Origin of the sequence: Salsuginibacillus halophilus, assembly GCF_003014715.1 — a bacterium.
Taxonomy (GTDB): Bacteria; Bacillota; Bacilli; order Bacillales; family Marinococcaceae; genus Salsuginibacillus; species Salsuginibacillus halophilus.
Genome location: NZ_PYAV01000006.1, coordinates 40,257 through 58,746 on the forward strand (window position 1 = coordinate 40,257; position 18,490 = coordinate 58,746).

Genomic DNA, 18,490 nt, shown 5'->3' on the forward strand with positions numbered 1-18,490 from the left:
TCCCTCGTTTCCTGTAAATTCACTTAGCTGTCATGATACCATATCCTGCTAGCGTTGTTGAATATCAGTTGAGCTGTGTCTGCTGTGAGAGCCCTACAGCACGACAGATACACAAAGCCCCTGTCTGAGCAAGTTTCAGGCAGGGGTGCAGTGCGTTATTTTGTGCCGAAAAGACGGTCGCCCGCGTCGCCGAGACCCGGTACAATGTAGCCTTTTTCGTCTAGTTTTTCATCAAGGGAAGCAAGATAGATGTCAACGTCAGGGTGCGCTTCCTGCACAACTTCAACGCCTTCCGGAGCACCGATTAAGCACATGAGCTTAATGTTGTTTGCGCCGCGCTTTTTGATGGAAGTGATCGCTTCCGCTGCCGAACCACCGGTCGCAAGCATCGGATCAATCACGATAAATTCACGATCCTGCACATCGCTTGGGAGCTTCACGTAATATTCTACCGGCTCAAGCGTTGCTGGGTCACGGTACAAGCCGACGTGACCAACTTTTGCAGCCGGCATGAGCTGCAAAATGCCGTCAACCATGCCAAGGCCGGCACGTAGAATCGGCACAAGGCCGAGTTTTTTACCTGCGATCGCTTTTGAAGTGGACTCGCCTACAGGTGTATTAATGGTCACGTCCTGCAGCGTCAGGTCGCGGGTGATTTCAAACGCCATGAGCGCCGCAACTTCATCCACTAATTCGCGGAATTCCTTCGTTCCGGTTTCAGTGTCCCGGATGAACGTAAGTTTGTGTTGAATCAACGGATGGTCAAATACATGTACTTTTCCCATAACAGTAAGCGCGCTCCTTTATGTTGGCTCTTTGCCAAAAGATTTGATGATCACGAGCATGTGTCTCATTCTTTCAAGATTCTACAAAAAACTGCGCCCGCATTCAAGCCTTAATAAAAAACAGCACGATTCTGACATCTTCAATATCGGGTTTTCGTACAGCGAAACGTGCTTCGCTAACCCGAGAACGTGCTTCACCCTCCCGAGAACGTGCTTCGCCCTCCCGAGAACGTGCCTCGCCCTCCCGAGAACGTGCCTCGCCCTCCCGAGAACGTGCCTCGCCCTCCCGAGAACGTGCCTCGCCCTCCCGAGAACGTGCCTCGCCGCTTCAAACGCGGGCTGCCGATTGCAGCATACACTTGCAAAAAAAGCCGGCCCCGCTGCGGGAGCCGGCTTTAACTAAGCATTTAGCCGAGTTCGGTGTACATCGGGAACTGTGCGGTCAAGGCTGCGACGCGTTCGCGGGCTTCGTTTAATACCGCTTCATCTTCTGGATTTTTAATCGTCATTGCCATTACAGCTGCGATTTCATCCATTTCATCTGCACCAAAGCCGCGGGACGTTACCGCTGCAGTGCCGATACGGATTCCGCTCGTAACAAACGGCCCTTCTTGATCGAATGGAATGCCGTTTTTGTTCGTCGTCAAACCGACTTCATCGAGAGCTTTTTCCGCTACTTTACCGGTGATGCCGAGCTTCGTTAAGTTCAACAGCAGCAGGTGGTTATCCGTCCCGCCGGAAACGAGATCGATACCGTTTGCCTGTAGGGATTCGCCGAGGCGCTTAGCGTTTGCTACAATATTTTTCGCATATGTCTTAAATTCATCTTCAAGCGCTTCACCAAAAGCTATAGCTTTCGCAGCGATAACGTGCATGAGCGGACCGCCCTGCAATCCTGGGAAGACTGCCTTATCGATCTTTTTGCCGAAGGATTCATCACACAAAATCAAACCGCCGCGTGGACCACGGAGTGTTTTGTGCGTTGTTGATGTGACAAAATGTGCGTGCGGCACCGGGTCCGTGTGCTCGCCTGCCGCGACAAGACCGGCAATGTGGGCCATATCGACCATCAAGTACGCACCAACTTCATCAGCGATTTCACGGAATTTCGCGAAATCGATGTCGCGTGGATACGCACTTGCGCCGGCTACAATCATTTTCGGCTGATGCGCCTGCGCCTGTGCGCGCACGGCTTCGTAATCGAGGCGCTCATCGTTTTCAGTCACACCGTATTCAACAAAATTGTACTGCACACCGCTGAAGTTAACCGGGCTGCCGTGGGTTAAGTGGCCGCCGTGGGACAAATTCATGCCGAGGACCGTATCACCATGTTCAAGCACAGTGTAGTAGACAGCCATATTAGCTTGTGCACCGGAGTGCGGCTGGACGTTTACGTATTCTGCGCCGAACAATTCTTTTAAACGGTCACGAGCGATGTCTTCAACAACATCGACGTGTTCACAACCGCCGTAATAGCGGCGGCCTGGGTAGCCTTCGGCGTATTTATTTGTGAGTACAGATCCTTGTGCTTCCATAACTGCACGGCTCACAAAGTTTTCTGAAGCAATCAGTTCAATTTTATCGCGCTGGCGGGCGACTTCGTCTTTCATCGCCGCATGTACTTTCGGATCCTGCTGTTTAATCGTTTCCATTCTCGGCAATCCCCTTTCTTTTCGCACCGGCACTTACGGTTGCAAAGGGCTGAAGCACCGGTCTTTAAAATTCCTGTTTCATTGTAACATGGTTTTTTCAGCGTGTGGACTTGTTTTCTGACAATAAGCGAACAAGTTGGATTGAGGCTGCCATAAGGGAGGGTCAGCTCGCGATTGGGCGTTCGCCTCCTCCGATTGGGCCTTCGCCTATAAAAAGCCGCTGCGCTCAGTGGCAGCGGCCAGAATCTCTATTCATAAATAGCGCGGGCGCCGCCGATCAGCTTTGGCCGGGTGCGCGCCATCGTCACGTGAGCATCGCCAATGTTGGTGTGCGGGCCGCGGACTGGTACGGCGACAGGCTTTATATGCATACCGATGAGCGTGTCACCAATATCAATCCCGGCTTCAGCCTGGATGTGCTCGACGACGACCGGTGCCGCCATATGCTTGTAAGCATACGTGCTCATGGCGCCACCTGCTTTTCCTTGCGGAACGACCGTGACAGGTTCATAACCACGGGCAACGGCTGTCTGCTTATCAAGCACAAGCGCCCGGTTAATGTGCTCACAGCCTTGAAAAGCTAAAGCGGCTCCGGTTTGCGCGCTGAATGTTGTAAATACCTCAAACAAAGCCGCGGCTACCTCATCCGAGCCGGCAGAGCCGATATGGCGGCCGGCCACTTCACTTGTGCTCGTCCCGATCACGAGCAGATCACCGCTTGTGAGACCAGCTTGTTCCTGCAAGGTATCGAGGTTTTCTTTCAGGTGCGTTTTTAATACAGCCACATCCATCGTTAACCCCTCCTTATCGTGGTAAAAAAGCGGCCATCCCTCGCGCAGAGATAGCCGCTGTCTTAACGCCGTTCCTTTATGAACCGTTTCTGTCAACGCCGGAAACAAAGAAGATTATTGTTCAAGGTTCATCATTTTTTCCACGCGGCGTGCGTGGCGGCCGCCTTCGTAGTCCGTCTGCAGCCAGACGGAGGCGATTTCACGGGCAAGACCCGGTCCGACAATACGCTCACCCATGGCAAGAATATTGGAATCATTGTGCTCACGTGTGGCTTTTGCGCTGAAGATGTCGTGCACAAGCGCACAGCGGATGCCGGAAACTTTATTCGCGCTGATCGACATGCCGATGCCTGTGCCACAAACTAAGATGCCTCGATCCACTTCACCAGCAGCAACTTTTTCCGCAACCGGCTGGGCAAAGTCTGGATAATCTACCGAACTCTCGCCATCTGTTCCTACATCTTCATAAGCAATGCCGGCCTCATCCATCATCGCAGTAATTTCTTTTTTTAACGCATAACCTGCGTGGTCCGATCCGATTAATACTTTCATGCGGCATACTCCTTTTTATAAGTTTGAAAACGTTGGTTTATTTTATCATACAAATACCTTTGCTTACGCTGTCCGGAAAGTTTCAATCGTTTCTTTTAAACGGTTCGCTTCTTGAGACAATTCACGTGCTTTACGTTCCGTATCACGGATAAAGGCGGTCTGATCATCTGTAGCTGCTGTCACTTCTTCAGCACCGGCTGAAGTTTCTTCAGCAATGGCGGCAACTTCCTGCGATTCGCGTGAGGTGCGTTCAATTGCGGCAAGCTGTTGTTCCGTTAAGGAAGCAATCTGCTTAACTGCCTCATCCACATTATGAATGGAGGTTTCCATTTCCGAAATGGCTTCATTTGTTTCTGAGCCTTTTTGCGCTTCGCGACTTGCTGCACTCACTTGGGCTTCGATGCGGCTGACGACATTTTTCACTTCACGCTGAATGTTTTGAATGACGCTGGAGACGTTTTGGACAGCACTTTGGCTTTCATCAGCGAGTTTGCGCACTTCTTCAGCAACAACAGCGAATCCTTTCCCCTGCTCTCCAGCGCGCGCCGCTTCAATTGATGCATTTAAAGCAAGCAAGTTCGTCTGTTCGGCAATATCTCCAACCATCGAGATGATTTCCTCAACTTTTTTGGCTTCAGCGTCTAAGGCTTCAACAGCCTGTCGGGATTCTTTATTTTCGCCTTCAATGAATTGAATACCTTCCACTAACGAATAAACGACATTTCGGCTTTCGTTTAACGTTTCTACCATTTCTTTGGAAGAGTCCTGGGAGGCATGAGCCCGGTGTTGTACTTCGCTGGCAAGCTGGGTAACTTCTTCCATGGATTCAGCCGTTTTTTGAATGGAAGTTGCTGAACTTTCTGCACCTTGTGAGATTTCAGTTACAGTGGCAGATATGTTTTCTGCCTGCTCGGTGGCCGTTTCAGCGTCGCTTGTGATTTCATCTACCCGCTTGTTCGTCTGCTCGAAGTTAGTTTCAACATCTTCAACCATACCGCGCAAGTTGTTGGACATGTTGTTGAATGCCAGACCGAGCGCGCGCAGCTCATCATCTGATTTCGACACTTCGATTTCTTCACGCAAGTCGCCGGCAGCAGCGCGGCGGGCGGCCTGTTCAACGTTGGCAATTGGCTTTGTGATAAGCGGTGCGGCAAGAAAGGCTAGAAATCCACTCCAGCCGAAACCGAGAATGAGCGTAATAATGATGAAGGCGTCTTCACTAATCGCCCAGCCTGCAGGAATCATGTCTGCTAGTACAAAAATGAAGAAAGCGCTCGTTGCGTATGTAATCCCGGACACAACGCAGATCCCAAGCACCAACTTTTTACGCAAGCTGAATTGGTACGATTCTTTCCCTGTCATTTGTTTCACCCTTTACATTTACATTTCCTTTCCAATTCGTTCTGCTGCACGTGCAAGTCGTTCCTCAAGCATTTGTGCAGTTCGGCGGTAATCTTCTTTTGTGCCGCCGATCGGATCCGCTACATCACCTTCAGCACCGGCAAACTCCGCCAATGTATAGGCTTTGTCTGCAGCTGCCGGGTAACGGGTCGCAAGCAGAGTTTGATGGCTTGCAGTCATGGTTAAAATTAAGTCCGCCCAGGCAACAACCGTTTCGTCCACCGGAACAGAAGCCCCGGACAAATGAATGCCATGCTCTTGTAACACATCAACAGCTTCCGCTGCCGGCGGCATCCCTGCTGCTGCACCGATCCCGGCGGAGCGCACTTCAAGCTCCGGCATTTTCTCCTTTAATAAGGCGGCTGCCATTGGACTCCGGCACGTATTACCTGTGCAAATCATTAAAACCCGCTCCATCCCCATCACACCTTTCTGCTTGTCCGTTTTTCGTTCATACCATAGCATCTTGAGTTTTCATCGGCGGCTGAAATCCTAATGCCGCCCCTCTCTTAAATCAATATATAAAAAATACTGCACTTCTATTGTAAAAGAAAATGCAGCAGATGAGTAGGTGAACAGGAGTTTTTTCCTAGAATTTTTTTATGAACATCAAGGTCAAATGATTGTTCATTCTACCAAAATTGCCCGGTCATATGCAGGGCAAAAAAGATGAGCACAGCGCCGCCAACCCGCTCGCTCCAGACGCCGAGACGGTGCTTAGCCAAATGCGCAAACCCGAAGCCGACTGCTGTTAAACAACCACTTGCTAAGCCGAAACTAATGAGCACAGGTAAAAGCGGAGTATCCACCGCACCTAAGCTAATACCGATGGAGAAGCTGTCTAAGCTTACGATAAATGCAAACATGAAGACCGCCGCCCCTGCTAAAGGACGTACCGGCTCGTCCGATTCACCAGCATTTTTAATCATCATTACACCGAGCACAAATAAAAGCAGCGCTCCGATCCAGCCGGCTGCATCACTGAAGGCGGCAGCCATCCAGCTGCCGCCAGCCATGCCCAAAAGCGGCATCGCCATATGAAAGCTGCCTACAAGTAGTGAGGCGCGCAGGCGGGCGGACCACATCGTCAAGCTCGCACCGAAAGCGAGCGCCATCGAAAACGCATCCATCCCGAGTGCCGAAGCGAGCATGAATAAACTAAACCATGAATCCATGACCGTCCCCTCCTTCTGCCTTACATGTATGCAGAAAAACAGAAGTGTAGGACAACCGATCTTTAATGCTTCAGCCTCATAGCCTCCTCAAATGATGGAAGGCCCTGACGTTCCGGTAAAAATCCGGACTTGGCTGCACCATCTGCATGCTCATCATCTGCCTCTTCAGAGGACTGAAACGCAGCAACCTCTCCACGCATAAGTGGAAGCTGTATTTTCGAAGGGTGAAGCGCATCATGATGCACAGCCGTTGTGACCGACGTGTCGTTTAATCCCGGACCTTCTGCAATATACATGCCGGTTTCAGGGACGGTGCCGCCGGCGATGCTGAGACGAAGACGACTGCCGGCAGAAAGCTCTACGGACATTGGCGCAAAATCAACTGTATATTCTCTCGGTTGATGCGGGTCTGCTAAAGTATCATAAGGTGCCTCGGCCGCAGGGGCATGTTGATAGCCCGATGTTAAAAGTGTCGATGTGCCGTCTTCGGCAACGACTGAAAGCTGAACGGCGATGTCAGCGTCCGCTTTGGAAAAGGCGGCGTATACGTTAAGTACCGGCGTTCCGATAAGAGCTGCAGTTTCTTTAAGCGGCGGCGTCGTCCAGGTAGCGACACGTTCTTCTACAGGCGTTTGATCTTCTGTCGTCCGTCCGACGAACTGTTCGAAAAACGTGTTCAAATAAGGACCGTGTGCTTTTGTGAATTCATATAAAGCTGGCTCCTTGGCTTCAGTCGGTGGCTTCGGACGCAGCGAATAATCTCCATCGCTCTCTAAACTTTCGCTTGACTGCGCTCGTAAGTAGAAAGGTTTTTTCGGAACTGCCGGCCAGTTTTCGTAGGCGAACCACGCTTCTGTTTCGTACTGATAGAGTAAGGCTGCAGCTTCTCCTAAAGGCGGTTCATCACGTGACTGCTTAACGTAAGCGTCCATAAAACGCTTCTCAAGCTCATCAAACGGATAAGGTGCTACATCCTCAAAGCCTCCATGTGCCTCCGGGCCTACAACGAGCAGGCCTTTGCCGCCGGCGTTATGAAACTGTGTATACGCATCGACAGTACCATCTGTTAAGTAATCCTGCCAGCCGCCGGAAGCAAGCACAGCAATCCCGGCATCGGACATAGCTTGAAAGTCTTCCGCGGTTACCGTCCGATTCTCCCACCAGTCATCGTATGTTCGATGCTTGGAGGCACCTTGAAAACCGTAACCCCCAAACAGAGAACGGCCCGGCCCCATCTCCATACCGCCGGGATACCAGAGGTGCTCGTAACAATCGGCACATGAAACTTCCGGGCTGATCGCTTTCAGCGCCGGCGGCGCCTCTGCTGCTGTCAGCCACTGCGCCGTTCCTTGTAAGGAGCGGCCGAGCATACCGACGTCTCCAGTACTCCATGACTGGGAAGCTGCCCACTCCACCGCGTCATGACCGTCTGTACCAAAGCCTTTGTACAGCCCGCCTTCACCTTCTGAATCACCAAGGCCGCGGGCGCTGATATGCAGTACCGCATAACCACTTTCAGCATAACGCTTTAAGTCTTCTTCATAACTTTCAGCGGCACTGCCATCAATACCATAACCATTCAACAGAATCACGGTAGGGCGCTCTCCTTCAGCTTCCGGCTTCAACAACCGGGCATCGAGCTTGACCCCGTCGCATGCCGGCACTTTCACCTCATCGATCACGTCTACATTATAATCTGAAGTAAATGCACTCTCTGTAACTTTAGGTGTTATGCGATCAACACCGAGGAGAAAAAGTAAACATACAAGCAATATTGGTAAAAACCAGAACCGTGTCATCTTAGCTGCTCAACCTTCCCGTAAATATTTACCTCCGGCTGCTTTTTCGAGCCGGTTCATTAAAGCACCGCCGATCCCATCTGAAGCGTACGAGCGGGCAAAAATAATTTCTGCCTCTGCTTCATCAGCTTCGCGCAAAGCGGCATACAACCGCCGGGCGGCCTCGTTTGTATCGGCAGCAGCACCAAGTGAAACAGCAGTATCCGGTTTCAGTTCAGAAAGCTCTTTATCATCCGCAAGCGCTGCCACCTGCCGCCCTGCTTTCTGAGCAGAGGTGATGTTTTTCTGGAAAAATGCTGTTGAGCCTTCAATAATATAAAGGTCTCCGTCCGGCGCATAGTGGGTATATTTCATCCCGGGTGACTGTGGATGAGCTTCGTTGTCTTCTTTTTCAGCAACCTCCACTGAGCCGCAAACCTTTTGGATCGCTTCAGAAGTAATTCCGCCGGGACGAAGGATGACAGGCGTTGTTCCTGTGGCATCAACGACAGTCGATTCCAGGCCGAAACCGGTCGCTCCGCCATCGACAATCCCGTCAACACGGCCGGACAAGTCTTTTTCAACGTGCGCAGCAGTCGTCGGGCTTGGGCGGCCGGAACGGTTCGCACTTGGTGCCGCCACGGGGACACCTGATGCCTGCAGAAGCTCACGAGCGAGTTTGTGCCCCGGCAGACGCACCGCGACAGTATTTAAGCCGCCGGTCACACGTTCAGGAACTTCCGGGCGCTTTGGGAGAATGAGTGTGAGCGGTCCCGGCCAAAATGCATCCATTAAAGTTTCAGCAAGTTTAGGCACTTGTAACACAAGCTCATCAAGTTGATTTTTTGATCCGATATGCAAAATGAGCGGGTTATCATTCGGCCGGCCTTTGGCAGAAAAAATCCGATCAATGGCATCTGGCTTCCAGGCACTGCCGCCGAGGCCGTACACCGTCTCGGTTGGAAACGCGATCGTTTTACCATCCTGCAGTGCTTTCGCCGCTTCCTGAATGCGCTGGTTGCGCAAGTCCGCTGGAAGTGTTTGATGAATTGTCCACAGGCGGGTGTTGACGTTCCCCATTTTGTTCCCTTCTTTCTTCGTGTGGATAACTGTTCCCCTTGATTTGGCAGGGGTTAAAACCTAAGCGAAAAAGTTACCCACATATGTGGATAACTTGTGCACAACCTTGTGTACGTCATATTTCTTCATTTTCCGCTGTTCCGGCAAACCATTCCTGAAATTTATCCACAATCCATAATCGATATTCCGTTTCTTCTTGTTCTCCTTTTTCTTCAGAAACGGTTTCACTATCATTCAACTCGGCAAAACAAAGTGGCGGAAACAACACGCACCACCAGTTCTCGCCTTCGCCATCCCCAATTGTTATTACTAAAGCTTCATATAAACCAGCAGGATACATGATTGAGCCGTAACGACGGTTTGGAAATTCAGCTTCGTCTTTCACTTCTGCTTCAACATCGAGCGAAAGACTGCGGGCTTCTAGCTCTTCCTGCACGAGCTCCTCAATCGCCTCAAGTTCATCCTCCACATTGTGCCGGGCTTCTGTATGATGTTTGCTTGCATCCATTTCGCCGCGTAGGTAGGTATTTACCCGGTCACGCACCGCCCCTTTTGTATGCTGCTGAAGCAGGCTGTCGCTATGGGCGACGACCTGAAGGCGCAGCGCTTCTTCTGACGCTTCTTGTTCAACAGCCTGGGATTGAAGATCGTACTCCCAAGCGTAAATAAAAACGACCAATGTAAATAAAAGCGTATAAAAGCTCAATGATTTTAACAATTGCTCCCCCACCTTTCACAGTTACATTGTGGGTGGGGAAAAGCTTAATTAAACGTTGAATCGTTCGTCATTTTTCAGCGCAGGTCGGCAAATACCATGCGATCTTTGCCGTTGATGTCGTAGCGTACAGAAACGTGGGCGTTTGGTAGCGCCTGCTGTAACAGGCCGGCTACATCATCACTCTGCCCGGCACCGACTTCAAACGCAGCAAGGCCGTCTGGAGCCAGAACGTCTGGCAGCTGAGCGGCGAGTTCTTCGTAAATGAGCAGTCCGCTCGCACCACCATCAAGGGCGAGGTGCGGTTCGTGATCACGCACGGTGTCATCTAGGGCGGCTAAATCTTCTGTCGGAATGTAAGGTGGGTTGGAGATAATAATGTCTGCTTTACGTCCGTCTGCACGCAAGGTCGTTAGTAAGTCTCCTGCTTCAAACACTGCCGGTGCGCCATGGCGGGAGGCGTTCTCGCGGGCAGTTGCGAGTGCTTCATCATGCAGGTCGATCCCAGTCACCTTTGCGCCGGGCCACTCAAGCGCAAGCGTTACGGCGATTATGCCGCTTCCCGTCCCGACATCGACAATGAGCGGTGGTTCACCTTCTTTTCCTTTTGGGACACGGCGGTCAAGTACGTTTAAAACCAGCTCCTCCGTTTCCGGACGGGGGATTAAAACGTGCTCATTCACTTGAAAGTCGCGGCCGTAAAAGGAAGCTACGCCAGTAATATGCTGCACAGGTTCGCCTTCTGCATGTCGTTCAACCATCGCTTTGAAACGTTCCCACGACTCAGCGCTCATCTTTTCGCGCATCGCCAAATGAAACTCTGCACCATCAACGTTTAGTTCATGCCGCAGCAGCCATTCCGCCGCTCGTTCCTCCCGGCCGCAGGACCGCAAAAAAGACGAAGCCTGTCGCAAGGCTTCGTACACAAATGTTGGCTGCTCCATGGGCTATTCCGCCTTTTCGAGCAGCTTCGCCTGTTCTTCTACGACAAGCGGCTCAATGATTTGATCAAGCTCTCCTTGCATAATTTGGTCGAGCTTCTGCAAAGTGAGACCGATCCGGTGGTCAGTAACGCGGCTCTGCGGATAATTATACGTGCGAATGCGCTCAGAACGGTCACCGCTTCCGACAGCCTGCTTACGGTTTTCGGCGTACTCGTCTTCAGCTTCCTGCCGATACATATCATACAGACGGGCCCGGAGCACTTTCATCGCTTTATCTTTGTTTTTAATTTGTGATTTTTCATCCTGACAGGAAACGACAAGCCCTGTCGGCTCGTGGGTAAGACGAACGGCAGACATGGTCGTGTTTACGCTCTGTCCACCCGGTCCGCTTGCGGCAAACGTATCGACACGAATATCTTTTTCGTTGACTTCGACTTCCACTTCTTCAGCCTCTGGAAGTACAGCTACAGTTGCCGTTGAAGTGTGGATCCGGCCGCCGGATTCAGTTTCCGGCACGCGCTGGACGCGGTGGGCGCCGTTTTCATATTTCATGCGCGAGAAAGCACCCTCGCCATTGACCATAAAAATGATTTCTTTAAAGCCGCCGAGTTCAGCCGGGCTTGCTTCAATCACTTCGGTTTTCCAACCGCGGCTTTCTGCGTAGCGGGAGTACATCCGATACAAGTCACCGGCAAATAAGTTCGCTTCGTCACCGCCGGCTGCACCGCGAATTTCAAAAATTACGTTTTTATCGTCGTTTGGATCTTTCGGGATGAGCAGAACGCGGAGCTCTTCTTCAAGCTCTTCTTTACGCTGTTCAAGTTCTGCAATTTCCGACTTCACCATTTCGTTCATTTCCTCATCAAGGTTATCTTTTAACATTTCTTTAGAATCGGCCAGCTGCTCTTCGACATCTTTGTATTCTTGGTAGGCCTTTACGGTTTTTTCCAGATCCGCTTGTTCTTTTGAGTAATCGCGAAGTTTCTTGGTATCATTCACAACTTCCGGATCACTCAACAGTTCATTCAATTCGTGGTAGCGGTCTTCTACAGACTGCAATCGGTCGAGCAATACATTCACCTCGTTTATGCGTGCTTAGTTTTCACGTACAGGATAACATTACAATTATAGTACAAGGGACATAAGCCGTCAAAACGCTCACCATTTTTGAAGGAACCATCTTGGATGTGGTGTAACGTGCATGTTGTGATCTGTTTTCTCAAGGTTCATACTGAGGTTCAGCAAAATCTATAAACCTCCGGGGGCATATTAACTGCTTATTTCGGGTATGCCGGAAAGTGGAGGATCTATTACTTAAGTGGAGGCTGAAATGATGACAAAGTATGTGATTATTGGCGGGGAAGCTGCTGGTATGAGTGCGGCGATGCAAATTGTACGCAACGATTCTGATGCAGAGATCACCACCCTTGAAGCGGGCGGTATTTACTCTTACGCCCAGTGCGGTCTGCCGTATGTGATTGGCGGCGCGGTGGAAAAGACGGACCACCTCATCGCCCGGGATGTGGAGACGTTTCGCGATCGTTACGGGATTGATGCGCGGACGTATCATACCGTGACAAACGTTGACGCCAAAGCGAAAGAAGTTCACGGCACATGCGGAGATGAACAAACACCGTTTACCGTTTCCTACGACCGGCTCCTTATTGCAAGCGGGGTACGGCCGCGCATTCCAAACTGGCCGGGAACTGAACTTACCGGCGTGCATAAAGTGAAGACCATCCCTGATATTCACGAGATTACTGATGACTTAAGCGGCGTGACGGACGCGGCAGTGATCGGCGGCGGTTACGTCGGACTTGAGATGGCGGAGAACCTGCGCGAGATCGGCGTTAACGTGCATATGATTGAGCGCAACAACCGCCTTGCCAAAATGTTTGATGAAGATATGTCCGCTCACATTCATGAAGAAGCAAAAGCGCACGGGATCGGACTTAGACTGAATGAACAAGTGGAGTCGCTTACTGATGACGGCAGCGGCCGGGTACAGAGTGTGCAGACAAATCAAGGTGAGGTGCCGGCACAGCTTGTGATTGTGGCGACCGGAGCCGTTCCGAACACCGAGTTTCTTGAAGGAACAGGCGTGACGATGACAGACCGGGGCGCCGTTCGGGTGAATGCTTATATGGAAACGAATGTTGATGGCATTTATGCGGCCGGTGACTGTGCGACGCAGTATCACCGCATTAAAGAAAAGGACGATCACATTCCGCTTGGCACGCACGCCAATAAGCAGGGCCGGATCGCCGGCTTAAATATGATCGGTTCGCCTGCAACATTTAAAGGCATTGTCGGAACGGCGATTTTACGGTTTCACAATTTGACCCTTGCCCGCACCGGTTTATCTGAAGCTGAAGCAAGGCAGCTTAATTTTCCGTTTGAAACGGTAGTGAACAAATCCACAGATATTGCGGGTTATTTTGAAGACAGCCACCCACTCCACGTGAAACTTGTATATCACAGCGGAAACGGGATGCTGCTCGGCGGACAGGTGATCGGTGAAAAAGGCGCAGATAAACGTATTGATGTACTTGCGACTGCCCTGTTCCACCGGATGGATATTGATGATTTAAAAGACCTCGATTTAGCGTATGCCCCGCCATTTAACGGTGTGTGGGACCCTATCCAGCAGACCGCCCGCCGGCGTAAATAAGGCGCAAATGTGCCGTTAATAAAACCTTGAGAAGCCTGCGATGCCGTTCATCGCAGGCTTTTCACTGTCGACAACGTGCAAAATCTAACATTCACGGACAGTTTACTGCTTCAATCTCCGTGGACTGCCGAAGAGGAAAAAAGCCGAATCATAAACGTAACCGAAACGAAAGACGAACGCTTTAAAATTTACGGGTCATACCTTATTTCCAATGGATATGGTTTGTTTCACCGTTCATAAAGTGTCGTTATGAAATTGATTCATGTAAATACTGCTTGACCAAAAGAATCTCTACCATTCATGACCATCAAATGAAACAAAGGCTGACGTCACTTTTCGGCGGACGCTTGCCCCTATCTATCATTTCAACTATACCTTATGAAACAGCCCTTTTTTTACTCTAATTTTCATACGACTTCCATTTATCATCAGGCACGTACCAAGGTTTAAGTGCATATACTCAACATTAGTTTTTATCGTAACGCACAGGAAATCCGGGTTGCCTTTTCCCATTTCATGTATTACGATGTCCTAAAGCAGACTAAACAGGTATGCATTGTAAAAAATGGAGGTGTGATCAATTTGGGAGAGCCTTTAGTACAAATAGAACATGTACATAAAACTTTTCATAAAAACAATGAAAACATCAACGTTTTAAAAGATATTAATCTTTCGATTGCAGATGGCGAAACAATTGCCATCCTCGGAAAAAGCGGGTGCGGCAAAAGCACACTGCTGAACTTGATCGGAGGCTTCCACCTCCCTTCAGACGGGCAGGTTCTCTTTGATGGCGAGAAAGTAACCGGACCGTCACGCCGGGCGATTATGTTGTTTCAGCATTACGCGCTGCTTCCTTGGAAAACGGTGCTTGCAAATGTGGAACTTGCTTTAGAGCCTGAACAAATCAGTGCTGAAAAGCGTCGGGAGCGAGCCGAGCGTTACTTACATCTCGTTGGGTTATCAAACAACCTTCAGCAGTTTCCTTCTGAGCTTTCCGGAGGGATGCAGCAGCGCGTTGCGATTGCCAGAGCACTTGCAACGAGGCCGGAAATGGTATTGATGGATGAACCGTTTGCCGCCCTTGATACGTTCACCCGCTATTACCTGCAAGATGAGCTGTTAAAAATCCAAGCGCAGGAATCGACAAACATTGTACTCGTTACCCACGACATTGATGAAGCAGTGTACTTAGCCGACCGGATTATCGTGATGGATGCCAATCCAGGTCGGATCCGCCGCACAGTTACGATTAATCTCCCAAAACCACGAGACCGGAGCCACAGCAACTTTCAACATTACCGGAAGCTGATCTTAGACGAATTTAACTTCAGCCGTCAAAACGACGACATCGAATACAACATTTAACGAAAGGAGCGATGTAAGTGAGCACAAAACGATATTCTTCACTCCTCACCGCAGGGCTTGCTTCTTCGCTTGCGCTGTCTGGATGCGCAGAACCTGGCGGTGGTGAATCCGAATCCGGCGATCAGGTTATCCAAATCGGTCACCTGCCGATCACCCACGCCGCTCCAGCCTATTTTCTCGATCATTATCAAGACGAACTGCTTGATGATGTCGAACTCGAACTCATTCAATTCAACAGCTGGATCGAGTTGATGGATGCCTTAAACACCGGCCGGATCGATGGTGCATCCGTGTTGTTTGAACTCGCTATGAAAGCTAGGTCTCAAGGGATCGAGATCGAGACAACCGCACTTGGCCACCGGGAAGGCAACCCGATTATCGTTGACCCGGAAGTAGACAGTGTCGAAGATTTAAAAGGGGAGACTGTTGCCATCCCGCACACCTTATCTGCACACAACCTGCTGCTTGAAGAGATGCTCACAGGGGCTGGCTTGGATTATGAAGACGTTGAGATTTCCGAAATGCCCCCGCCGGAAATGCCGGCAGCACTTTCTGAAGGCCGGGTAGCAAGCTACGTCGTTGCCGAACCGTTTGGCGCGCTTGGTGTTGAAAATGAGATCGGCAAAGTGATGCATCAATCCAGCGAATTCTGCCCGGATAACTGCCTTTGCTGTGCATTTGTACTCCGCGAAGATACGATGGAAGCTTTTCCAGAAGCGACTGACGAATTGATGGAAGGCTACTTAAAAGCAAGTGAACGTGCCGGCGACGGCTCCGAGGAATCTATGCAGGTCCATGCCGATTACCTCCCTGTGGATGAAGGAGCGCTGGAACTGTCGCTCGACTGGATTTCTTATGACGATTTAGATATTCGCGAAGATGAATACGCGTATTTAAGGGAAAAGCTCGTTGAAATGGAGTTAGTGGACGGACCGCCGTCATTTGATGCACTCGTTAACCGGACACATGTTCAAGGCGGTGATGACTAAATGGACTTACTCAAATCACTAGGTTATGCTGCGATTGCTTTTGTCATTGTGATCACCGCTTGGCAGGTTGTCATCTGGCTTGGCGATTACCCTGAAGCACTGCTTCCTTCACCCCTTGCCGTTTTCTGGGGTGCCGTTTCCATCATCCAGGACGGAACCCTTGCTGAGCACGTACAAATTAGTTTATTTCGCTTTTTTGCCGGCTACTTAAGTGCGGTGTTTGCAGCCGTTGTACTCGGCCTGCTTCTATCGCAGACGAAACATATTTGGCGCATTGTTGACCCGATCGTGCAGGTACTCCGCCCGGTAGCCCCTGTCGCCTGGTCGCCATTTATCGTGCTTTGGTTCGGTATCGGGAATATGCCAGCGATTGTCGTCATTTTTATCGCTGCCTTTTTTCCGGTGCTTTTATCAACCGTTTCAGCGGTCAATAAGATTGACGCAACGTATTTAAAGCTGGCGCAAAACTTAGAATTAAGCAAAACATCGCTGCTATGGAAAATTATCTTTCCAGCCTCATTCCCTTACATTGCAAGCGGATTGCACATCGCTGTCGGTACGGCTTGGATATTTCTCGTTGCCGGAGAGATGATCGGCGCGCAGTCCGGCCTCGGCTACTTAATTGTTGATGCACGAAACGCCTTGGATCTAGACCTTGTACTTGCAGGCATTTTCTTTATTGGTTTACTCGGTTTACTGCTTGATAAGTCACTCGGCTTACTTGAAAAGTGGATCGGCAAACAATGGGGCGCAGGCACTTCCTCTTAAAAATTAGTACACAACATGGCAAAACTGCATAAAATAAATTCAAAGGTTGAATTTTCCGAAACATCACGTTATAATTCTTACTAAATTCATATGAATTACATCCATAAGGAGGATTTATGTATGGCACTCTACCTCGTAGAATCAACGTTAAATAACGACATCCAAACGAAAGCTGCTTTTGAGGAAAAAGTTGAAACACTACAGTCCGAGCTTGCAGCGGAGCTGATTGAAGTTCAAGTAGCTGCTGACTTCAACCGTGCATTCTTTATTTTTGAAACGGAAGATGAAGCAACCCTTGCATCAAGTTTAAGCGAACAAGATGTGCCGGTCGATTTGAAAAAAGAAGTTCGCCTCGTTGGTCAGGAGCTCGAGGAAGCGAAAAAGCAGACCGATAAGATCAACTATCTCGTCGAGTGGAACTTGCCGGAAGATTTAACAATGGACGCTTATTTAGAACGTAAAAAGAAAAACTCTGTACATTATGCAGAAGTTCCGGAAGTCGAATTCTCCCGGACTTATGTATGTGAAGATATGACAAAGTGCCTATGCTTTTATGATGCACCAGATGACGATGCGGTCGTACGGGCCCGCGAAGCTGTAAAAGCCCCGATTGATAGTATAACCCAGTTATCCAATAAGGAATAAAAGTTTCCGGTTTTTTTGAAAGGAGGAGCTACCGTGCAGACGTTACAAGAACTGCTGCAACAATCGTTAAAGCCGCTCGTTCGTGCCGTTGATGAAAAAGCGTATTATCCTAAAGACTTTCTGCTTGAACTCGGCCGGCAGGGCTGGCTCTCATCTGAGGGGCGCTCACGAGCGGAGGCAGCTGAAGCAGAGGCTGAAGTTGTTGAAGCAGTGTCCAGCTACTGCATGACGACCGGATTTAACCTTTGGTGTCATTTAGCCGCGCTCACTTACGTCCGGCACACTTCCAATGACGCACTGCGGCAGCGTTTTCTTGCAGATTTAGAAAACGGGCGTCTGCTCGGAGCTACCGGCCTTTCAAATCCAATGAAATATTACGCCGGGCTGGAAAAACTGAATCTGCGTGCAGAAAAAGTGCCCGGCGGCTACCGGATCAATGGCGCACTTGCAGCGGTATCCAACCTCGGCAGCGGTCACTGGTTTGGCGCTATTGCAGAGGTGAGCGCATCCCAGCGTGTTATGGTATTTGTCTCCTGCGATGCTGCCGGCTTAACGATGAAGGAGAAAGTATCGTATCTCGGGTTAAATGGCAGCGCAACTTATGCCTGCCGCTTTGAGGATGTGTTCGTGCCGGATGAAGAAGTACTCGCTGAAGACGCCGACAGCTTCGTCCCTTCCATTCGCAGCTACTTTGTGACGTATCAAGTTCCGCTCGGTCTTGGTGTAACCAACTCGGCGGTAGCTTCAATGAAAAAGTGCAGCGAGCGGCAGAACGGGGCGAATCAACTGCTGCCAACACAGCCCGAACACCTCGAAGTCCGGCTCGCTGACGTGAGTACGAGATTTCAAGAGGAGCTGACATCAGGTGTTAGCTGGGAAGGGATTTTAGAGGTTCGGCGCCAAGCCGTGTATTTGACGCTCGACGCTGTTAATGCGGCGATGATGCATGTAGGCGGTCCGGCGTATTCACAAACAAGCGCCGACGGACGCCGGCTGCGTGAAGCTTATTTCTTCTTAAATTTAACGCCGACAGCTAAACATTTAGAAAAAATGTTATCAACACAGCCTGTATAACAAAAGAACCGCGGTGGGAAGCCATCGCGGCTTTTTTTGGTAGGCGGCTCATTGAAAGCGGAGCAAATCCTAGCGAAGTGGAGCGCCCTATCCCAAATATGAATC

The 18,490-nt window shown here is 50.2% G+C and carries 18 protein-coding genes; 6 read left to right on the forward strand and 12 right to left on the reverse strand.

Annotated elements, in window-relative coordinates; genetic code table 11:
- Positions 1–155 precede the first annotated feature (155 nt).
- The 12 genes from upp to prfA all read right to left on the reverse strand — a co-directional run bounded on the left by upp (position 156) and on the right by prfA (position 11,944).
- Entirely contained in the window at positions 156–785 is a 630-nt protein-coding gene (upp, locus tag B0H94_RS06555) for a uracil phosphoribosyltransferase (protein ID WP_106588466.1), read from the reverse strand.
- Positions 786–1,192: 407 nt separating this feature from the next.
- The gene (locus tag B0H94_RS06560; RefSeq protein WP_106588467.1) at positions 1,193–2,437 is read right to left on the reverse strand and encodes a serine hydroxymethyltransferase; all 1,245 of its coding nucleotides are present in this window, start codon (positions 2,435–2,437) and stop codon (positions 1,193–1,195) included.
- A 248-nt stretch (positions 2,438–2,685) separates the two neighbouring features.
- Positions 2,686–3,228, reverse strand: coding sequence for a TIGR01440 family protein (locus B0H94_RS06565; RefSeq protein ID WP_106588468.1), 543 nt, complete (start codon positions 3,226–3,228; stop codon positions 2,686–2,688).
- Between the two features lie 114 nt (positions 3,229–3,342).
- Positions 3,343–3,780 (reverse strand): ribose 5-phosphate isomerase B, encoded by a 438-nt coding sequence (gene rpiB, locus B0H94_RS06570; protein ID WP_106588469.1) that lies wholly within the window; start codon positions 3,778–3,780, stop codon positions 3,343–3,345.
- 63 nt (positions 3,781–3,843) lie between these two features.
- Positions 3,844–5,142 (reverse strand): methyl-accepting chemotaxis protein, encoded by a 1,299-nt coding sequence (locus tag B0H94_RS06575; protein WP_106588470.1) that lies wholly within the window; start codon positions 5,140–5,142, stop codon positions 3,844–3,846.
- Between the two features lie 18 nt (positions 5,143–5,160).
- Entirely contained in the window at positions 5,161–5,646 is a 486-nt protein-coding gene (locus B0H94_RS06580) for a low molecular weight protein arginine phosphatase (RefSeq protein WP_245893923.1), read from the reverse strand.
- A 167-nt stretch (positions 5,647–5,813) separates the two neighbouring features.
- Positions 5,814–6,356, reverse strand: a complete 543-nt coding sequence (locus B0H94_RS06585; RefSeq protein WP_106588472.1) for a manganese efflux pump MntP — start codon at positions 6,354–6,356, stop codon at positions 5,814–5,816.
- 62 nt (positions 6,357–6,418) lie between these two features.
- Positions 6,419–8,155, reverse strand: coding sequence for a CocE/NonD family hydrolase (locus B0H94_RS06590; RefSeq protein ID WP_106588473.1), 1,737 nt, complete (start codon positions 8,153–8,155; stop codon positions 6,419–6,421).
- Between the two features lie 9 nt (positions 8,156–8,164).
- On the reverse strand, positions 8,165–9,214 hold the full coding sequence (locus B0H94_RS06595; RefSeq protein WP_106588474.1) for an L-threonylcarbamoyladenylate synthase: 1,050 nt from the start codon (positions 9,212–9,214) through the stop codon (positions 8,165–8,167).
- A gap of 115 nt (positions 9,215–9,329) precedes the next feature.
- Positions 9,330–9,932, reverse strand: coding sequence for a stage II sporulation protein R (locus tag B0H94_RS06600; RefSeq protein ID WP_181315296.1), 603 nt, complete (start codon positions 9,930–9,932; stop codon positions 9,330–9,332).
- 74 nt (positions 9,933–10,006) lie between these two features.
- Positions 10,007–10,873 (reverse strand): peptide chain release factor N(5)-glutamine methyltransferase, encoded by an 867-nt coding sequence (prmC, locus tag B0H94_RS06605; RefSeq protein ID WP_106588476.1) that lies wholly within the window; start codon positions 10,871–10,873, stop codon positions 10,007–10,009.
- A 3-nt stretch (positions 10,874–10,876) separates the two neighbouring features.
- Positions 10,877–11,944 carry a peptide chain release factor 1 gene (gene prfA, locus B0H94_RS06610; RefSeq protein ID WP_146139931.1) on the reverse strand — a complete coding sequence of 356 codons (1,068 nt, stop codon included), beginning with the start codon at positions 11,942–11,944 and terminating at the stop codon, positions 10,877–10,879.
- 262 nt (positions 11,945–12,206) lie between these two features.
- On the opposite strand from prfA, the gene B0H94_RS06615 reads away from it, so the two are divergent.
- From B0H94_RS06615 to B0H94_RS06640, 6 genes are all read left to right on the forward strand, one after another.
- Positions 12,207–13,544, forward strand: coding sequence for an FAD-dependent oxidoreductase (locus B0H94_RS06615; RefSeq protein ID WP_106588478.1), 1,338 nt, complete (start codon positions 12,207–12,209; stop codon positions 13,542–13,544).
- Positions 13,545–14,126: 582 nt separating this feature from the next.
- Positions 14,127–14,909, forward strand: coding sequence for an ABC transporter ATP-binding protein (locus tag B0H94_RS06620; protein WP_106588479.1), 783 nt, complete (start codon positions 14,127–14,129; stop codon positions 14,907–14,909).
- Positions 14,910–14,926: 17 nt separating this feature from the next.
- Positions 14,927–15,898, forward strand: a complete 972-nt coding sequence (locus B0H94_RS06625) for an ABC transporter substrate-binding protein (protein WP_245893924.1) — start codon at positions 14,927–14,929, stop codon at positions 15,896–15,898.
- Positions 15,899–16,666 (forward strand): ABC transporter permease, encoded by a 768-nt coding sequence (locus B0H94_RS06630; protein WP_106588480.1) that lies wholly within the window; start codon positions 15,899–15,901, stop codon positions 16,664–16,666.
- A 120-nt stretch (positions 16,667–16,786) separates the two neighbouring features.
- Positions 16,787–17,311 carry a DUF4242 domain-containing protein gene (locus tag B0H94_RS06635; RefSeq protein WP_106588481.1) on the forward strand — a complete coding sequence of 175 codons (525 nt, stop codon included), beginning with the start codon at positions 16,787–16,789 and terminating at the stop codon, positions 17,309–17,311.
- Between the two features lie 33 nt (positions 17,312–17,344).
- Positions 17,345–18,385 carry an acyl-CoA dehydrogenase family protein gene (locus tag B0H94_RS06640; protein WP_245893925.1) on the forward strand — a complete coding sequence of 347 codons (1,041 nt, stop codon included), beginning with the start codon at positions 17,345–17,347 and terminating at the stop codon, positions 18,383–18,385.
- Positions 18,386–18,490 lie beyond the last annotated feature (105 nt).

What these genes read in the sequence shown, in the direction of transcription:
- upp (WP_106588466.1), bottom strand. Translation starts at nt 785, where the DNA reads ATGGGAAAAGTACATGTATTTGACCATCCGTTGATTCAACACAAACTT.
- B0H94_RS06560 (WP_106588467.1), bottom strand. Translation starts at nt 2,437, where the DNA reads ATGGAAACGATTAAACAGCAGGATCCGAAAGTACATGCGGCGATGAAA.
- B0H94_RS06565 (WP_106588468.1), bottom strand. Translation starts at nt 3,228, where the DNA reads ATGGATGTGGCTGTATTAAAAACGCACCTGAAAGAAAACCTCGATACC.
- rpiB (WP_106588469.1), bottom strand. Translation starts at nt 3,780, where the DNA reads ATGAAAGTATTAATCGGATCGGACCACGCAGGTTATGCGTTAAAAAAA.
- B0H94_RS06575 (WP_106588470.1), bottom strand. Translation starts at nt 5,142, where the DNA reads ATGACAGGGAAAGAATCGTACCAATTCAGCTTGCGTAAAAAGTTGGTG.
- B0H94_RS06580 (WP_245893923.1), bottom strand. Translation starts at nt 5,646, where the DNA reads ATGCTATGGTATGAACGAAAAACGGACAAGCAGAAAGGTGTGATGGGG.
- B0H94_RS06585 (WP_106588472.1), bottom strand. Translation starts at nt 6,356, where the DNA reads ATGGATTCATGGTTTAGTTTATTCATGCTCGCTTCGGCACTCGGGATG.
- B0H94_RS06590 (WP_106588473.1), bottom strand. Translation starts at nt 8,155, where the DNA reads ATGACACGGTTCTGGTTTTTACCAATATTGCTTGTATGTTTACTTTTT.
- B0H94_RS06595 (WP_106588474.1), bottom strand. Translation starts at nt 9,214, where the DNA reads ATGGGGAACGTCAACACCCGCCTGTGGACAATTCATCAAACACTTCCA.
- prmC (WP_106588476.1), bottom strand. Translation starts at nt 10,873, where the DNA reads ATGGAGCAGCCAACATTTGTGTACGAAGCCTTGCGACAGGCTTCGTCT.
- B0H94_RS06615 (WP_106588478.1), top strand. Translation starts at nt 12,207, where the DNA reads ATGACAAAGTATGTGATTATTGGCGGGGAAGCTGCTGGTATGAGTGCG.
- B0H94_RS06630 (WP_106588480.1), top strand. Translation starts at nt 15,899, where the DNA reads ATGGACTTACTCAAATCACTAGGTTATGCTGCGATTGCTTTTGTCATT.
- B0H94_RS06635 (WP_106588481.1), top strand. Translation starts at nt 16,787, where the DNA reads ATGGCACTCTACCTCGTAGAATCAACGTTAAATAACGACATCCAAACG.